The 16,189-nt window shown below is 70.4% G+C and carries 12 protein-coding genes and 1 pseudogene; 6 read left to right on the forward strand and 7 right to left on the reverse strand.

The window, feature by feature from the left end; translation table 11 throughout:
• Positions 1 to 513 (reverse strand): DivIVA domain-containing protein (locus ACZ3I4_RS16420; protein ID WP_465382750.1); only part of this gene is annotated, 513 nt, incomplete at its 3' end.
• 69 nt (positions 514 to 582) lie between these two features.
• The gene (gene ndhC, locus ACZ3I4_RS16425; RefSeq protein WP_465382751.1) at positions 583 to 960 is read right to left on the reverse strand and encodes an NADH-quinone oxidoreductase subunit A; all 378 of its coding nucleotides are present in this window, start codon (positions 958 to 960) and stop codon (positions 583 to 585) included.
• A 179-nt stretch (positions 961 to 1,139) separates the two neighbouring features.
• Between ndhC and ACZ3I4_RS16430 the strand changes: the two genes are divergently transcribed.
• A complete protein-coding gene (locus ACZ3I4_RS16430; protein WP_465382752.1) occupies positions 1,140 to 2,999 on the forward strand; it encodes a 2-oxoacid:acceptor oxidoreductase subunit alpha in 1,860 nt (619 codons plus the stop codon).
• Positions 2,992 to 4,023, forward strand: coding sequence for a 2-oxoacid:ferredoxin oxidoreductase subunit beta (locus tag ACZ3I4_RS16435; RefSeq protein WP_465382753.1), 1,032 nt, complete (start codon positions 2,992 to 2,994; stop codon positions 4,021 to 4,023). The genes ACZ3I4_RS16430 and ACZ3I4_RS16435 overlap by 8 nt, the downstream gene beginning before the upstream one ends.
• 7 nt (positions 4,024 to 4,030) lie before the next feature.
• Here the strand turns inward: ACZ3I4_RS16435 and ACZ3I4_RS16440 are convergent, their stop codons facing one another.
• Entirely contained in the window at positions 4,031 to 5,044 is a 1,014-nt protein-coding gene (locus tag ACZ3I4_RS16440) for a potassium channel family protein (RefSeq protein ID WP_465382754.1), read from the reverse strand.
• Positions 5,045 to 5,207: 163 nt separating this feature from the next.
• Here ACZ3I4_RS16440 and ACZ3I4_RS16445 point away from each other — a divergent pair, with 163 nt between their 5' ends.
• Positions 5,208 to 5,708: a phospholipase gene (locus ACZ3I4_RS16445; RefSeq protein WP_465382755.1), complete on the forward strand. Its 501-nt coding sequence runs from the start codon at positions 5,208 to 5,210 to the stop codon at positions 5,706 to 5,708.
• Here ACZ3I4_RS16445 and ACZ3I4_RS16450 read toward each other — a convergent pair.
• The 3 genes from ACZ3I4_RS16450 to ACZ3I4_RS16460 all read right to left on the reverse strand — a co-directional run bounded on the left by ACZ3I4_RS16450 (position 5,705) and on the right by ACZ3I4_RS16460 (position 9,997).
• Positions 5,705 to 8,461: a winged helix-turn-helix domain-containing protein gene (locus ACZ3I4_RS16450; RefSeq protein ID WP_465382756.1), complete on the reverse strand. Its 2,757-nt coding sequence runs from the start codon at positions 8,459 to 8,461 to the stop codon at positions 5,705 to 5,707. The genes ACZ3I4_RS16445 and ACZ3I4_RS16450 overlap by 4 nt on opposite strands.
• A gap of 822 nt (positions 8,462 to 9,283) precedes the next feature.
• Complete coding sequence (locus ACZ3I4_RS16455; protein ID WP_465382757.1) at positions 9,284 to 9,502, reverse strand: FmdB family zinc ribbon protein; 219 nt, start codon at positions 9,500 to 9,502, stop codon at positions 9,284 to 9,286.
• A gap of 270 nt (positions 9,503 to 9,772) precedes the next feature.
• Positions 9,773 to 9,997, reverse strand: a complete 225-nt coding sequence (locus ACZ3I4_RS16460) for a hypothetical protein (RefSeq protein ID WP_465382758.1) — start codon at positions 9,995 to 9,997, stop codon at positions 9,773 to 9,775.
• 766 nt (positions 9,998 to 10,763) lie between these two features.
• Here ACZ3I4_RS16460 and ACZ3I4_RS16465 point away from each other — a divergent pair.
• The 3 genes and pseudogenes from ACZ3I4_RS16465 to ACZ3I4_RS16475 form a co-directional block, all read left to right on the forward strand.
• Positions 10,764 to 11,639, forward strand: a complete 876-nt coding sequence (locus ACZ3I4_RS16465) for a lytic transglycosylase domain-containing protein (protein ID WP_465382759.1) — start codon at positions 10,764 to 10,766, stop codon at positions 11,637 to 11,639.
• Positions 11,640 to 11,726: 87 nt separating this feature from the next.
• The gene (locus ACZ3I4_RS16470) at positions 11,727 to 12,743 is read left to right on the forward strand and encodes a GNAT family N-acetyltransferase (protein ID WP_465382760.1); all 1,017 of its coding nucleotides are present in this window, start codon (positions 11,727 to 11,729) and stop codon (positions 12,741 to 12,743) included.
• Positions 12,731 to 15,194, forward strand: a pseudogene (locus ACZ3I4_RS16475) (lamin tail domain-containing protein); the annotation flags it as partial. The gene ACZ3I4_RS16470 and the pseudogene ACZ3I4_RS16475, both read left to right, overlap by 13 nt.
• An 8-nt stretch (positions 15,195 to 15,202) precedes the next feature.
• Here ACZ3I4_RS16475 and hemB read toward each other — a convergent pair.
• Positions 15,203 to 16,189 (reverse strand): porphobilinogen synthase, encoded by a 987-nt coding sequence (hemB, locus tag ACZ3I4_RS16480; RefSeq protein ID WP_465382761.1) that lies wholly within the window; start codon positions 16,187 to 16,189, stop codon positions 15,203 to 15,205.

Raw genomic sequence — 16,189 nt, forward strand, 5'->3', positions numbered from 1 at the left:
GGAGGGGGCCGAGGAGGGGGCCGAGGAGGGGGCCGAGGAGGGGGCCGAGGAGGGGGCCGAGGAGGGGGCCGAGGAGGGGGCCGAGGAGGGGGCCGGGTTGACCGAGACTTCCAGGTCGGGGGCCGGAGCCGCCTTCGCCGCGGCCTCGGACGGGGCGATCGCCGCCTCACGGGCGCGCCGGAGCACGTCGGCGTCGGCCGTACGCCCCTCGCGCAGCGCGATGACCTCGGCCTCGAGCACACTGATCAGCTCGCCCTTGTAGCCGATGTCGTACGCGGCGCGTTGCAGGGCCTGGTCGACCTGGGACATGCGGTAGCCGCGCCAGGCCGTGTCGAACTTCGTGCGGACCACGTCCTCCTCGCCCAGCGGCCGGTCGCTCGGCAGCGGCACGGCCGCGCCATCCGGCTCGACGGGCGTCAATGCGTTGTCGCCGCCACCGATCATCACGGTCACGCCGAACACGATCGCGGCGACCACCAGTGCCACGACGACGAAGAGGAGAAGCTGGCCCATGCGCACGATGTTGGCATGTCGGACAGCGCGTGGCGAGTCCGCCACCCCGACACGCCCGGCGGCTGGGACTTAAGTCCAGGTCAGGATCTTCTTACGCCAGGCGTAGAGGATGCCGAGGGCGAGGACGGCCACGAAGACGCCCATCTCGGCCACGGTGGCCCAGCCGAAGCCCGGCCGGTCGAAGACGACCGCCCACGGAAAGAGAAAAACGGCCTCCACGGCGAAAAGCACATAGAGGTACGCGTAGACGTAGTAGCGGATCTGAGCCTGTGCCCAGTCGCCGCCGACCGGGTCGATGCCGCTCTCGTAGGCCACGAACTTGCCCGGCGGCCGGGCCGGGTCAGCCGGTCGGAGCAGCTTGTTGGCCCCGAAAGCCCCCACGAAGACGAGCACGCCCGCCGCCGCGACCAGGCCGAGCGTGGCGTACGACCCCAGATACCCGTCCACGATCCGTCAGCGTAGCCGGATAGTGGACTCCAGTGGTTCAGGGAAGCCTTACCTGGCTACTGTGGTCACGGCCTGGGCCGGACCGGTAAGGACCGGCGACGTAGGCTGGAGATGACTAACGCGGGCCGGCCCACAGACGTGCTCAACCCGCCGGCCGGCACCCTTGGGAGGTTGCGAACGTGTCCGCTTCCGCTGGAGCGAAACGAGTCGAACAGCTGGACCGGGTGGTCATCCGGTTCGCCGGCGACTCGGGCGACGGCATGCAGCTGACCGGTGACCGATTCACCTCGGAAACCGCCCAGCTGGGCAACGACATCTCCACGCTGCCGAACTTCCCGGCCGAGATCCGGGCGCCCGCGGGCACCCTGCCGGGCGTGTCGAGCTTCCAGGTCCACTTCGCCGACTACGACATCCTCACGCCCGGCGACTCGCCGCACGTGCTGGTCGCGATGAACCCGGCCGCGCTCAAGGCCAACCTGGCCGACCTGCCGTCGGGCGCCGACATCATCGTCAACACCGATGAGTTCACCAAGCGCAACCTGGCCAAGGTCGGTTACGCGGCGAGCCCGCTCGAGGACGGCTCGCTCAGCGACTACGTGCTGCACCCGGTCGCCCTGACCTCGATGACGGTGGGCGCGCTGGCCGAGCTGGGCGTGGCCAAGAAAGACGCCGAGCGCGCCAAGAACATGTTCGCGCTCGGGCTGCTGAGCTGGATGTATTCGCGGCCGTTCGAGTCGACCCTGCGGTTCCTGGAGTCGAAGTTCGCCAAGCGTCCCGACCTGGTCGCGGCGAACAAGGCCGCCTTCCAGGCCGGCTGGAACTTCGGCGAGACGACGGAAGACTTCGCCGTCCGCTACGAGGTCAAGCCCGCGCGCATGCGGCCCGGCACCTATCGCAACATCACCGGCAACCAGGCGCTGGCGCTGGGCCTGGTCGCGGCGAGCGTGCGGTCCAAGCTGCCGCTGTTCCTCGGGGCCTATCCGATCACCCCGGCGTCCGACATCCTGCACGAGCTGAGCAAGCACAAGAAGTTCGGCATCACCACCATGCAGGCCGAGGACGAGATCGCCGCCATCGGCGCCGCGCTCGGGGCCTCGTACGGGGGCGCTCTGGGTGTCACCACGACCTCGGGTCCGGGTGTGGCGCTCAAGGGCGAGACGATCTCGCTGGCCATCGCGCTGGAGCTTCCGCTGATCATCGTCGACGTGCAGCGGGCCGGGCCGTCGACCGGCATGCCGACCAAGACCGAGCAGGCCGACCTCAACATGGCGCTGTTCGGCCGGCACGGCGAGGCGCCCCTGTCGGTAATCGCGCCCAAGTCGCCGTCGGACTGCTTCCACGCGGCCATCGAGGCCGCCCGGATCGCCCTGAAATACCGCACTCCGGTCATCCTGCTCTCGGACAACTACGTGGCCAACGGCTCCGAGCCGTGGCTGCTGCCCTCCTCCGAGGAACTGCCGGACATCTCGGTCGAATTCACCACCGGGGCCAACGGCGAGGACGGGCGCTTCCTGCCTTACCTGCGCGATCCCGAGACGATGGCCCGGCCGTGGGCGATCCCGGGCACGCCCGGACTCGAGCACCGCATCGGTGGGCTGGAGAAGGCCGACAAGACCGGTGACATCTCGTACGACCCGGCCAACCACGAGCACATGGTGCGCACCCGGGCCGCCCGCATCGAGGCCATCGACGTGCCCGACATCGAGGTCGAGGACGCCGACGAGAACGCCCGCGTGCTGGTGCTGGGCTGGGGCTCGACGTACGGCCCGATCGGCGCGGCGTGCCGGGCACTGCGGCAACGCGGACTGCCGATCGCCCAGGCCCACCTGCGCCACCTGGCGCCGCTGCCGGCCAACCTGGGCGAGGTGCTGGCGGCGTACGACAAGGTCGTCATCCCGGAGATGAACCTGGGTCAGCTGGCCCACGTGATCCGCGCGAAGTTCCTGATCGACGCGGTGCCCTTCAACCAGGTCAGCGGCCTGCCCTTCACCGCCGCGACGCTGGAGAACATGCTCGAGGACGTGGTCAAGAATGGCTAGCTCAACTATTCCTCTGACGCCGGTCAAGCTGACGGCCAAGGACTTCAAGTCCGACCAGGAGGTGCGCTGGTGCCCGGGCTGCGGTGACTACGCCATCCTGGCCGCCGTGCAGGGCTTCATGCCCGAGCTGGGCATCCCGCGCGAGAACATCGTCTTCGTCTCGGGCATCGGGTGCTCCTCCCGCTTCCCGTACTACATGAACACGTACGGGATGCACTCGATCCACGGCCGGGCCCCGGCCATCGCCACCGGGCTGTCGGTGTCGCGCCCCGACCTGTCGGTGTGGGTCGTGACCGGCGACGGCGACGCGCTGTCGATCGGCGGCAACCACCTGATCCACGCGCTGCGCCGCAACGTCAACCTCAAGATCCTGCTGTTCAACAACCGGATCTACGGACTCACCAAGGGGCAGTATTCCCCGACCTCCGAGATCGGCAAGATCACCAAGTCGACTCCGGCCGGCTCGGCCGACTCGCCGTTCAACCCGATCTCGCTCGCGCTCGGCGCCGAGGCCACGTTCGTCGCCCGCACGATCGACTCGGACCGCAAGCACCTGCAGTCGGTGCTGCGCGCCGCGGCCGAGCACCAGGGTTCGGCGTTCGTCGAGATCTATCAGAACTGCAACATCTTCAACGACGGCGCCTTCGAGCTGATCAAGGACGCGGGCAGCCGCGACGACCACCTGATCCGCCTGGAGCAGGGCGAGCCGATCACGTTCGGCGCCGAGAAGCAGTTCTCGGTGACGCACCCGGCAGGCGCGTTCGGGCTCAAGGTCGAGGAGGGCGGCGAGGCCATCGTGCACGACGCCACGGTTGACGACCCGGCGTACGCGTTCGCCCTGTCCCGGCTCTCCGGCTCCGACCTGGGCACCACGCCGATCGGCGTGTTCCGCAACGTGCAGCGGCCGTCCTACGACGAGCTGATCACCAAGCAGCTGGTCGACGCCCGGGCGCAGGCCGACGGCACCCCCGACCAGATGCTCGACGCGCTGCTCAACAAGACCGACACCTGGACCATCATGTAGGTCCGTCCTAGACCGCGACGTCGACGCTGCTGCGATCGTCGCGGATGTAGACGATCAGGTCACCGGTCTCGATCGTGATCTTCTGGCCGCCGCCGAGGGGCAGCACCTTGCCCCGGCGGATCAGCGCGACCGCCAGCGTCGGCAGCTCGCGCGGGTTGCGGCCCACCTCGGCCCGCTCGGCGCTGCGCATCGCCAGCGCCATGCCCTGGCCGGGGGTGAGCAGATCCTCCACGACGTCGATCAGCGGCGGCGCGGTGGTCGTGAGGCCCAGCAGGCGGCCCGCGGTGGCCGACGAGACGATCACGTGGTGGGCGCCGCTCTGCTTGAGCAGGGCGGCATTTTCCTGCTCACGGACCGAGGCGATGATCCGCACTTGGCCGGCGGTCAGCTGGCGGACGGTCAGCGTGATCAGCACCGAGGCCTCGTCGCTGTCGGTCGCGATGATCACGGCCTTGCAGTTCTTGACGTCGGCCTCGAGCAGCACGGCCGAGCGGGTCGCGTTGCCCTCGATCACCGCCAGCCCGTTCGCCGCGGCCTGGCGTACGCCGTCGGGCCGGTTCTCCACCAGGACGATCCGTGACTTGTCGTAGCCGGTCTCGAGCAGTGCGGCGACCGCGGCCCGGCCCTTGGTGCCGTAGCCGCAGATGATGACGTGGTCCTTCAACTTTCGCCTCCACCGCGTGACACGCAGGCTGTTGCGGTACTGGTCGGTCAGCACCTCGAGGGTCGTGCCGACCAGGATGATCAGGAAGAGCACGCGGGCCGGAGTGATGAACAGGACGTTGATCAGGCGCGCGTGCGGGGTCACCGGCGTGATGTCGCCGTAGCCGGTGGTGGAGAGCGACACGACCGCGTAGTAGAAGCAGTCGAGCAGGGTCAGCCCGTCCTCGTTGACGTCGCGGTAGCCGTCCCGATCGAGGTAGATGATCGTGACGGTGACCAGGACGAGCGTGATCGCGAGCGCCAGCCGGATGCCCAGCGCACGCAGGGGTCCCTGTCGGACCCTGGGAAGATTGATCATGTGATGCCCCGCACGGTGACACCTTAGCGATCGCGGCGGGGCGACTACCCAGGACATCACATTAATCATCGTTAAGGAACATCAACTAAGAGCTTCGGCACGCTTCGGCAAAGTGGGATAGACAACGTTGTATGCGTACGGCCGCGGTTCCAAAACTGCTGTGATGACCCGACGCATCGCTCTCGTCCTCGCCCTGGCGCTGGCCCTGCTCGCCCCCGCCGGGATAGCCCGGGCCACCACCGGAGACAAGGCCACCGTCCTGGCGAGCTGGACCCAGCCCAGCGCGGCCAGCACGGCCAAGTGGAACGCCGCCCGCCTCGACCGCGACCCCTGGCTGAGCTACGGCTTCGACTGGTCGACCGACTACTGCTCGGCCAGCCCGGAACGGCCGCTCGGCTTCGACTTCGCCAACGCGTGCTGGCACCACGACTTCGGCTACCGCAACTACAAGGACCTGGGCCAGTTCCCGGCGAACAAGGCCCGCATCGACGACACCTTCTACGCCGACATGAAGCGCGTCTGCGTCCCGTACAGCACGCTCGTGCGGGCCGCCTGCTACAGCGTGGCCTGGACCTACTACCAGGCCGTACGGGTCTTCGGTTCGGTGTCGTTCGTGCGCCAGGCCGACCTGGACCGGGCTGCCTCCCTCATGCGAAAGAGTTAGCTGCCCTGGAGGGTCTGGGCGAACCGGGCCGCGCCGTCCTCGAGGTCCGGGTGCTCGACGGCGAGCGCCAGGGCGACGATCCGGTCGAAACCCAGACCCACCCCGTCCGCGTACGCGGCGTCGAAGGCGGCATCGCCCAGCGACGAACGCAACGACAGCTGCTGGGCCGACCAGAAGAGCCCGAACATCTCCGTACGCCGGGCCCCGCGCGCCGCCTCGGCCCCGCCGAACAGCACCGCGGCGGTCGCGGGGTCGCCACCCATCGCGCAGCGGACCGCGAGCGCGGCCACCGCATCGGCCGCCGACCCCCGGAACCCGTGCCGCAGCCGGGACCGCAAGGCCACCACCAGGTGGTCGTGCCCGGCGACCAGATCACCGCGGCGCAACGCAACCATGCCGAGGAGCCAGTCGACCGTACGCTTACCGCGGTGCTCCGGGCAGCTCGCCTCGGCCTGCCGCGCGCCGCCCAGCAGCTCGGCCGCCTGGGTCAGCTCGTCCCGGCGCCACAGCAGTTCGGCCAGCGCGATCACGGCGGGCAGGGCCGACTCGGCCGCCCCGTTGCGCTCGGCCTCGGCGATCACCTCGCGGCACAGCTGCTCGGCCTCGTCGTACCGGCCGCCCTCGATCAGGGTCGTCCGGTGCCCGGCCAGCGCGTGCACGAGCAGCGCCTGGTTCTCCTCGGCGCGGGCGATCCGTTCGGCCCGGTCGAGGAACCTCGTACGCTCCAGCCGGTCGTCGGACAGGCCGGCGTGCACCATGTGGGCGTATGCGAGCATCGAAGGCTCCACCTCGACGCCGTCGAGCCGCTGGTACAGGCGGAACAGCAGGTCCCGGCCCTCACCGGCGCCACCGTGCTCGCGCCACCACGGGTCGAGCGCGAGGGCCAGCCGCAGACCGGCCTGCACACTGCCCTTGGTGGCGGCCCACCGGAGCGCAGTCTGCCACTCCGGCACGTACGGGGTCATCTCGGTGAGCGACGTCGTGCGGACCTGGCCGTCGGTGTCGACCGCGACGGCATCGAGCGTGTGCAGCGCCCAGGCGACGTGCCGGTCGCGGGCGGCGCGCTCGTCACCGGCGGCGGTCAGGCGGCGCGACGCGTACGCGCGAACCTGGGTCGACAGCCGGTAGCGCGGGCCCGGCACCACCTCGACCAGCGACTTGTCGGCCAGCTCGGACAGCGCGCCAAGCGCGTCGGCGCAGCACCATTCCACCGTGGCCAGATCGACGGTGCCGGCGAAGACGGAGAGGCGGCGCAGGAGGCCGGCGGCCGGAGGGCTCAGCGTGCGATAGGACCAGTCCAGAGTGGCGGTCAGGCTGTCGTGCCGGTCGCCGAGGTCGTCGTCGCTCGGGGCTTCGGGGCCGCCGCCCGGAACGATGTCGATCGGGTCGAGGGCGGCGAGCGGGTCGTCCAGGCGGGCCGCGAGCTGGGCCGCCGAGAGGGAACGCAGACGGACCGCGGCCAGTTCGACGGCCAGCGGGCAGCCCTCCAGCCGGGCGGCCACCTCAGCCAGGTCGACCTGATCGTCGGGCGGTCCGGGACGGCCACCACGGGCCTCGGCGGTGCGCTCGGTCAGCAGGGCGAAGACGTCGCCGGGCGACAGCGGCGGAATACGCCACAGCACCTCGCCCGGCACGTTCAGCGGCACCCGGCTCGTGACCAGCACACTGACCTTCGGGCAACGAGCCAGCAGACGGCGTACGAGGGTGGCGCAGGCGGCCTGGAAGGTGTCCGCGGTCTGCAGCACGATCAGCATGTGGCGCCCGGCGCAGTGCTCCAGCAGCGTCTCGAGCACCGGACGGCCCGGCTCGGTGCGCACGCCCAGAGCGGCGGCCATCGCGGGCGCCAACCCCTGCCGCGAGTTCGCGGCGTCGACCGTCCAGACGCCGTCCCCGTACGCGGGAAGAAGTTCCTCGGCCGCCGCGAGCGAAAGTCTCGTCTTGCCGGCGCCTCCCGGGCCCGCGACCGTGACGATGCGGTGGCGACGGATCAGGTCGGTGACCTCGGCCAGCTCGGCGCGGCGGCCCAGGAACCCGGTGAGCTGGGCGGGCAGGTTGTGGGACGGAGCGCCCGGGGTGCGCGGGCGGGGGAAGTCGCGTTCGAGGCCGGCCGCGAGGACCTGGAAGAGGCGCTCGTCGTCGTCGAAGCCGCGGAGCCGGTGCGGGCCGAGGTCGAGCAGGTCGAACTGCTTGTGCGGCGTCTGCCGGTTCTCGTGCTTTTCGGCGTTCTCCGTCTTTGCCGCGTTCACCGTCTTTGCAGCGTTCTCTGTCTTTGCAGCGTTCTCTGTTTGCAGGGCGAACGGGACTTCGGTTCCGGCGGTGACCAGGGCCAGGGCGGTGGCGCCGGAACACAGGATCTGCCCGCCGTGCGCGGCCGAAGCCACCCGGGCGGCGCGATGCACCTCGACGCTGGCGTACTCGTTCCCCCTCGGGCGAGCCCAGCCGGTGTGCATGCCCATACGCACCCGCGGCGCGACATCAGGACTGGGCCAGTTGAATGCGGACAGTTGCCGCTGGGCCTCCACACAGGCCGCGACGGCCGCCGCCGAATCCTGAAAAGCAATGAAGAAACTGTCACCCTCAGTGAAGAGCTCGACACCGCCGAAGTTACTCAGCGCAGTCCTCATCACCGAGCGGTGATCGCCGAGGACCAAGCCGTAGTCGTCACCAAGCATCCGAGCCAACCGCGTCGAGCCCTCGATGTCGGTGAACACAAAGGTCACCAGCCCGCTCGGCAGCTCGGTCCGTCCCCACACGGTTGAACCTCCGCCCCCTTCGGGAAGTCGCGCCTCATGCTGCCGTATCACTGTGTCACCGGCCATCGTAGAAACGGACGGTAATCATCCACCCACCACGAACGACCCTGGATGGAAGACATCAGCGGCTTCGTTAAGCACTACGCGTGACGTAACGAAATGGATCGAGCGGAGTCACGCTGCGGTCGGCCAGTTCCGGCCACCCGTTCGGCGGTCCCCGGTCGTGAGACAGCTCGCCCGGCCACCTCATACCGCTAGATCATCATATTTCTGCCCGTGTCGCCGCAGGTCGCACCGCTGGTCCGCCGTCCAGGGAGATCAGCGTGGAATTCCCCACTTGGGGGCACAGTCTCGCCATGTGGACGTGATCGGCTGCGGTAGCGCCGGATAGGGCTGCGTGGACTCGTCGGGCCGCGACGTCAGCTCGGGCTCGGGGGTGTTTCGCGGAGTCCGTCCGAGGGACTCGCGCGTAGGCCTGACCCCCGGGCGGGTGAGAACGCGGCGCGATTTCGTGGGTGCCTCAGCGCGGGCATCGCTGTAGTTGAGCGCAGGGCCGCCTGGCTTGGCGCGGGCGTCGTCGTGGCGCGGCCCGGAGTGGCCAGGCGCGGGCGTCGTCGTGGCTCGGCGCAAGCCCCGTAGTGGCTCGGCGCGGCGTTAGTGGCTCAGTGCGGACCCGTCAGCGGCTCGACGCGGGGTTCGCACTGCTCGACGCCGACATCGCGGCCTTGGACCGCGGGCTTCGCCGGCGGCTGGACACGGGCTCGCAATTGGCGGCACGGCCCCCACGGTGGCTTGGCGGGAGTTGCGCCGGGTTGGAGGCGGTCAGCAGCCGCAAGCGCCGCCGCAACAGCCGCCGCCGGCGGGCGCTGCGGGCCGCGAGGGCATGCTGCCGCCACGACCGGTGAAGGCCACAGTCGAGAGCAGCTTGACGGTGTCGGCATGGCCCTGCGGGCACGCCGTCGGGGCGGAGGCCTCGCTCATCGGCCGGTTGACCTCGAACGTGTCGCCACAGGCGCGGCAGCGGAACTCGTAACGCGGCATGCAGGAAGAGTAGGCCCTCAGCCCCGCCCCGGAACAGCCAACCACCCCTACCCCACCGCCCTGGGGGCTGGCCCAGACAATACGCCTCAGCGACGCCGGCCCGGCGAGTTATCCACAGGCCGGGGCGGAAGCCGAAAAACGGTCCTCGAGTTATCCACAGGCGTCAACGCGGGCACTCCCGGGCGGGCTCGGGTTGGGTAGTGTCGTCGGCGTGGTGGAGCGGCAGGACAAAGAGGTGGCACGGCCCGAGCTGAGAGCTGCGGCGCCTCATCAGGGTGGGCCTCTGGCCAGCTCCGGCGCGGCCCCACTCGAGCCGCTGCCGGCCTCTTCGGAGGCCGCTCGCGCCGCCACCACCGAGACGAATTCCGAGGGCGGATCGCAGCCGACCGCCGCCGAGTCCGAGGCCGCCGCGCAGCCGACTTCCGCGGGGTCGCCGGGGACGACGACCACGGCGACCGGCACGGCTGGTGCGGAGCCGGGTGGCGCGGTAGCCACGAGCGGAAACGAAGCTGCCGCGACGGGTCCGGTCGCGCCGGGGACTGATTCGGCGGGCGAGAGCGCCTCCGGTTCGAACGAGTCGGGCGGAGGCCCGTCGGGTGCGGCTGGGTCGAATGCGAACGCCAGCGGCGCCAATGCAGCCGGATCGGGCTCGGACGCCGTGGGCGCAGGAGGACCTGGGCCGGACGCGGGCAACACGGACGCAGCGGCAGCCGGGCCGAGCACGGATGCAGGCGCGGCAGGGCCGAGCGCCGCGGGCGCGGGAGCAACTGGGCCGAGCGCGGCCACCACGGGCGCAACAGCTGCCGGGCCGGGCACCGCGAGTGCAGGCGCGGCGGATCCGAGCGTGAGCGCCAGGGGCGTGGGAGCAGCTGGCGCGAGCGCGGGCATCACCGGTGCAGGCGCGACCGGGCCGGGCACAGCTTCCGCAGGTGCAGCAGCAGCCAGCCCAGGCACGGCCGGGTCGGGAACAGGCGCGCCGACCACGGCTGCGGCGAGCGCGGGGGCGGTGCCTAAGCAAGCGGCCAAGTCCGGGGCCTCGCCGAGCGCTGGGCCTATCAGTGAAGTGGAACGGGCGGCGCGGCTCAGTGCGGAGACTTCGAGCAAGGACGATGCCGCGGACAAGACGAAAGTCGAACCCGCCCCGGCCGGGAGCGCGACGCCGCCCGCGGTGACCAAGGGTGCCGCCGGGGCGAGGACGGCCTCGCCGGCGGCTGTGGCTGTGCGGCGGCGTGGGAGTGGGCCGTTCGGGTTTGTCGGGCGGGTGGGGCGTGGGGCCGCGGCCTGGGCCAAGCGGCCCAGTGGGCGGCTCATCGTTCCGGCGATCATTGCTGTTCTGCTTCTGGGGGCGGCGGGCACGGCGGGGGCCTATCTGGTTCCCGAGGCGCTTCAGTCGGCGCCCTCGCCCAGTGCGACGCCCGGGTTTCCGCTCGATGCCGCGGCCGGGGTTCCGTCGGCGGGGCTGCCGGGTGGGCTTCCGGGGAGTGCTCCGGCCGGGTTGCCCAGCGCGGACGTTCCGACGGGGGCGCAGACCCTCGCGCCCACCTTGGCGGCTCAGACCGGGGGCCGGCCGGCCGATGCTCTGGCGGGGTGGGCGGGGCAGATCGGCACGCGGGCCGGCATTCCGGTGGTGGCTGTGCAGGCGTACGGGTATGCCGAGCTTGTTACCGCGCGCACCACGCCGTCGTGCCGGCTGAGCTGGACCACGCTGGCCGCGATCGGCATGGTCGAGTCGTCGCACGGCAGCGCCAACGGGGCCGTGCTCTCCACCGATGGCATGGCGATGCCGCCGATCATGGGGCTGCCGCTGGACGGCAAGGGCGGACGGCAGCTGATCCCGGACACGGACCGTGGCGCGCTCGATCAGGACACGACCTTTGACCGGGCGATCGGTCCCCTGCAGTTCATTCCGGCTACTTGGAACTCCTACAAGGTGGACGCCGACAACAGCGGGATCGCCGATCCCAACGACATCGACGACGCGGCGATGACCGCGGCCAAGTATCTGTGTCAGAACGGGCGCGACATGTCCAGGGCGGATTCGTGGTGGGACGCGATCCTGTCGTACAACGCGGTCCGGCCTTATGCACAGAAAGTGTTCGACGCGGCCAACGACTATGGGAAGCGCTCCCGGAACTGACCGCTGACCTGCACGCACCGTGACGATGCCTATACATTTACGGTCGGAGCACTTCCCAGACGGTTCGCTTACCGGCAAGCTGTACGGGTGAGGGTGCGTGAATGGGATCCCCGGACCGCTTCGGCGGCGGAGATCCGGTCGCTCGTGGAGACGGTGAATGCGGTGATCGCCACCGACCTTCCCGACGATCCGCCGTGGGTGGACGGTCAGGTGCGCGATTACCTCTCCGAGACCATGCCCGGGGAACGCCGGATCAGCTGGGTTGCCGAGGATGACCGGCTGGCCGAGGGCGAGAGCGAAATCTTCGCCATGGTCAGCATGCTGCTGCTCGGTGACATCGGTGTCCTCGAAATAGTGGTCAGTCCCCGGCTGCGACGCCGTGGGCTGGGTCGCCAGCTCGTGGCGGTCGCGGCCCGCCGGGCGTACCTGGAAGGCTTCTCCACGCTCGGCGTCGAAGCGATCGGCGGCACGCCGGCCATCGCGTTCTACGAGTCCCTCGGATTCGAACGCGAATACGTCGAGACGCGCAGCGTGCTGGTGCTGTCCTCGGTGGACTGGCCCGCGCTGACGGTGATGGCCGGCAGCATCGGCGCCGGCTATCGCGTCGAGTTCCACCCCGGCGGCCCGCCCGACCACCTGCTCGAGGCGTACGCGCAGGCCAAGCTGGAAGCCCAGGACGACGACGACCTCGACCTGGCCCCCCGATCGTCCGACCCGCAGCGGCTGCGCGAGTCGCTCGACACGCTCCACAAGCGCGGCCTGAAGCCGTACATCGTGCTCGCCCTGCACGACGAAAGCGGCGTGGTCGCCGGCCTGACCGAGGTCGTCGTCCCCGCCCACCATCCCGAGCGCGCCGACCAGTACGACACCATCGTCGTGCGCGACCACCGCGGTTATGGCATCGACCGGGCGCTCAAGGCCCGCATGCTGTTCGAGCTGCGATCGGCCGAGACCGGGCTGCGCGAGGTGCAGACCTGGAACGCCCAGCACAACGAGTCCATGCTCAAGGTCAACGCCGAGCTGGGATATCAGCCCGACCGGGACTGGTACGAGTATGGTGCCGACGTTTCGCAACTGGTTCAAAGCCTCGAGTCCATCGACTAAGCTCAACCCCTGCGACCGGAAGACGAACGACTGACGTAAGCGCAGACGCAACCGCCGGTCCGCCGTGGAGGCACCGTGCTGGGTCGCATGCTGGTCGTCGGGCTCCTCGCCGCAACCGCAATGACGCTGCCCGCACCGGCCCAGGCCGCCATCGGCCAAGATCCGCTCACGGTCGGCGCGATTCAGGGCAACACCAGCCGTTCCCCGTACGCCCCGGCGACCGGCAACGGCTCGAGCAGCGCGAGATACCAGGTCCGCGGCGTCGTGACCCAGCTGGCCCTCTCGCACACCGCCGCCGGCGCCGAGCAGTACGGCTTCTTCCTGCAGAGCCGCGGAAACAACACCGACGGCGATCCGGCCAGTTCCGACGGCGTGTTCGTCTACATGGGCACGTTCACCACCCTGATCGGCGGCTACACGCCCAAACCCGGTGACGAGATCGTGGTCAACGCCCGGGTGGCCGAATACTTCAACTTCACCCAGCTCACCGGGGCCGAATGGATCACCACCTCGGCCACCGGGCTCGACGTGGCCGCCGAGGTGCGGATCGACGACGCGATCCCGCCCGCCGACCGGAAAGCCGCCGACCTCTTCTGGGAACAGCGCGAAGGCATGCAGCTGCGGGTCCGCGCCGGCTCGGGCGTCGTCTCGAACACCAAGACCTATGCGTCCACCGACGACGCCGAGGTGTGGCTGGTCGACCGCGACGATCCCCTGCTCAAGCGCTCCGACCCGTACGGGCGAAGGGTCTTCCGCGACGCCCACCCGCTCGACGACGTGCCCGGCCTGACCGACAACGGGAACGGCAACCGGATCATGCTGGGGCCGATGGGCGTGAAGGCCGCGGCCGGCGACAGCTCCGTGGTGCTGCCACCGGCCCGCACCTTCGACACCACCGGCGGCGACGCGGTCGGCGGTCTCTATTTCGCCTTCAACAAGTACGGCATCCAGGTCGCGAACGTCGCGTTCACGCGCGGCGCCGACCCGGCCGCGAACAATCCGCCGCGGCCCGCCGACCGGCAGCGCGAGATCTCGGTGGCCACCTTCAACGTCGAGAACCTGTACGACTTCCGCGACGACCCGGACGACGGCTGCGACTTCACCGGCAACACCGGCTGCCCGGGGGTCGACCCGCCGTTCGACTACACGCCCGGCAGCCAGTCCGAATACGACACTCGGCTCGGCCGGCTCGCCCGTCAGGTCACCGCCGGTCTGCACGCGCCCGACCTGATCCTCGCGCAGGAGGCCGAAGACCAGGACATCTGCCGGGTCGTGGCGGCCGCACTGAGCTGCGGGACGGCCGGCCAAGCCGACGGCAAGCCGGACACCCTGCAGGAGCTCGCGCTCGTCATCGCCCGGAACGGCGGACCCGCGTACGACGCCGCGTCCGATCGCAGCGGCGCCGACGCCCGGGGCATCGTGTCGGGCTTCCTCTATCGCACCGACCGGCTCGCGCTCTCCGCCGCCGACCCGGCCGACCCGGTGCTGGGCACTTCACCCCAGGTCACATATCGCGGCACCCCGCTGCCGACCAACAGCGACGTATCTAACCCGAAGACGTTGAACGCCACGCTGCCGGCCGACGTCGACCGTTCGACCGGCGTGGACGGAAGCAACGTCTACACCCGCGCGCCGCAGGTCGGGCTGTTCGAGGTGCGGGCCGCGCCGGGCTCGAACGACCGCTACCGGCTGTGGGCGATCAGCAACCACTTCTCGTCCGGACCGGACACCCGGGTTGGGCAGCGCCGCGAGCAGGCCGCGTACGGGGCCGCGATCGCCGACACCATCGAGGCCACCCACCCGTACGCGAGGGTGGTGTTCGGCGGCGACCTGAACGTGTTCCCGCGGCCGGACGACCCGGTCCCGGCCACCCCGGGCGACCAGCTCGGCCCGCTGTACGCCGCCGGGCTGCACAACCTGTGGGACAACCTGGTGGCCGAGGCGCCCAGCGCGGCGTATTCGTACGTCTTCGAGGGTCAGGCGCAGACGCTGGACCAGCTGTTCGTCAACGACGCGCTGCACGGCGACCTGATCCAGATGCGTTCGGCCCATCTCAACGCCGACCACCCGGACGGCGTGAGCGACCACGATCCGCAGGTGGCCCGGTTCCAGTCGCGGGCCGGTCTGTCGGTCGGGGACGCGAGCGTGGTCGAAGGCAACGCGGGCCGCACGCCGCTGGTCTTCCCGGTCACGCTGACCCGGCCGCTGAGCTTCCCCTTGGCGGTCTGCGCAGCCACCGTGCCGGGCACGACAACCCTCCCGTACGCCGACTACGAGCCGTACGTGGGCTGCCGGACCGTCCCGGCCGGCGCCGTGCGGGTCGAGTTCCCGGTGCAGGTACGCGGCGACCGGCTACGCGAGCACGACGAGCGGCTGACCCTCGAGGTCGTGGCGACCGGCGTACGGGTGGTGGACGGCCGCGGAACCGGGACCGTCCTCAACGACGACTAAGGCGTGTTTCAGTAGCGGTTGTGCAGCATCTGGGCGACCTCGGTGGCCCAGTAGGTGAGGGTGATCTGCGCGCCCGCCCGCTTGATCGACGTCAGCGACTCCAGCATGACCCGCTCGCGGTCGATCCAGCCGTTGCGGGCCGCCGCCTCCACCATCGCGTATTCGCCGGAGACCTGATAGGCCGCGACGGGCACGGTGACCCGCTCGCGGATGGCGGCGATCACGTCGAGGTAGGGCAGGGCCGGCTTGACCATGACGATGTCGGCGCCCTCGGCCACGTCCAGGTCGACCTCGCGCAGCGCCTCACGAAGGTTCGGCGGGTCCTGCTGGTATTGCCGGCGGTCGCCCTCGAGGGTCGACTCGACGGCCTCGCGGAACGGGCCGTAGAACGCGCCCGCGTACTTCGCCGAGTAGGCCAGCACCGAGACGTCCTGATAGCCGGCCTTGTCGAGAGCACGCCGGATGACGCCGATCTGGCCGTCCATCATCCCGGACGGCCCCACCATGTGGACCCCGGCCTCGGCCTGGGCGACCGCCATCTCGGCGTAGATCTCCAGCGTGGCGTCGTTGTCGACCGAACCGTCGGCGGCCAGCACCCCGCAGTGCCCGTGCGAGGTGAACTCGTCCAGGCACAGGTCGCCCATCACGACCGTGGAGTCGCCGACCTCCGAGATCAGATCCCGGATGCCCACGTTGAGGATGCCCTCCGGGTCGAGCCCCGCGGACCCCGACGGGTCCTTGTGCTCGCTCGTCGGCACGCCGAACAGCATCAGGCCGCCGACCCCGGCGCTGACCGCCTCGTGGGCGGCCTTGCGCAGCGACTCACGCGAGTGTTGCATGACGCCGGGCAGCGAGCTGATCTCGCGCGGCTCGGTCAGCCCCTCCTTGAGGAACAGGGGCAGGATGAGCTCGGCGGGCGCCAGCCTGGTCTCTTCGACCAGGCGGCGCATGGCCGGGCTGCGGCGGAGGCGGCGCGGACGGACATCCGGAAACAT

The organism is Actinoplanes sp. NPDC021490 (assembly GCF_055562135.1).